This window comes from Aeromonas sp. 600527 (assembly GCF_049175415.1).
Classification (GTDB): Bacteria; Pseudomonadota; Gammaproteobacteria; order Enterobacterales; family Aeromonadaceae; genus Aeromonas; species Aeromonas veronii_A.
Window position 1 is genome coordinate 1 of the sequence record NZ_JAAKVA010000038.1, and the last position, 1,066, is coordinate 1,066.

2 protein-coding genes and 1 pseudogene are annotated in these 1,066 nt (G+C 58.1%); all 3 read right to left on the reverse strand.

Translation table 11 applies throughout. From position 1 onward, the window contains the following. Positions 1 to 204, reverse strand: a pseudogene (locus G5154_RS21090) (type VI secretion system tip protein VgrG); the annotation flags it as partial. 11 nt (positions 205 to 215) lie between these two features. Beyond that, on the reverse strand, positions 216 to 503 hold the full coding sequence (locus tag G5154_RS21095; RefSeq protein ID WP_021141173.1) for a type VI secretion system PAAR protein: 288 nt from the start codon (positions 501 to 503) through the stop codon (positions 216 to 218). A 182-nt stretch (positions 504 to 685) separates the two neighbouring features. Further along, on the reverse strand, positions 686 to 1,066 hold a 381-nt coding region (gene hcp1 / locus G5154_RS21100), incomplete at its 5' end, for a type VI secretion system effector Hcp1 (protein ID WP_421251645.1).

Genomic DNA, 1,066 nt, shown 5'->3' on the forward strand with positions numbered 1-1,066 from the left:
CTCGCCGTTGTACCACACCATCAACTCACAGGGCTGGTCCAGCACGGCGCCAAAGTCGATGTCCGGTTGCTGGCTGGCGACCTCAAGGTGGAGGTTAAAGGGACGGTTCAAGCCCTCATCCAGCTTGAAGCTTGCGACCGCAAAGGTGCTGTCAACCAGTGTGCCAACCTTGACGGTAAATTGTAATCCTGTGCTCTGTGCCATGACCTTGTTCCTTATCCTGCTTGCCCACTACCCGAACCAATCACCACACCACCGCAATCCACCGCAGTGCCAGTGACGGCGATGGGCTTGCCGTTCACCAGCACAGAACCCACACCACCGGCAATGCTGCGCGGGTGGGGTGGATTGTTGGGCTTGTCGTGGGGTGCTAACGGGTCACCCTGGCGGGCAACAGGCTTACCATCGAGGAACACGTCAGGACTGGCGGCTATCACCGGGGTCGGTGGAAAGCCGTCGTGGTCGGTGCCGATATCACCGAGCAGTGCAATGGAGGGACACATAATTCAAACCTCTTGTGTGCTTTGCCATCACTCAGCACCGAACGTCAGAACAGGGGGATGGCAAAACATAAAAGCCCCAGCCTGCGGGATTAATCAGGCTGGGGAAACATCTACGTGCTACGGAAACGGACCACGTGGACAGCACTTCTAGAGAACTAAAACAAAGAAAGGAAAACGAGCCGTTACGCCTCGATAGGCGCACGCCAGTCGTCAGCACCAGAGGTACCGGCAACGGTGTGCTCCCAGTCAATCTTGCGGTAAGCCATGGAGACCTGGATAAGCTGGGTGAAGTCAGACTTCGCCGGGTCCTGGCAGTGCGGCATCTGGCAGTCGATGTCAACGATGGTGGCATCGGTCAGAACGGTGGAGAAGAAGTGCTCCTGCTTGCCCTCAACGGAGGTGCGGTACCACTTCAGGGTCACTTTCGGCAGCATCTCGCCGGAAGCCAGCGCGTTGTACATCAGCGGTACGGCTTTGTTCAGGGCAACGGTGAACTTGAACGGCTTGTGGACACGCTGACCGGCAGGCTGACCGGATTGCGGGTCGGTCGGGACGGTGACAAC

What these genes read in the sequence shown, in the direction of transcription:
- G5154_RS21095 (WP_021141173.1), bottom strand. Translation starts at nt 503, where the DNA reads ATGTGTCCCTCCATTGCACTGCTCGGTGATATCGGCACCGACCACGAC.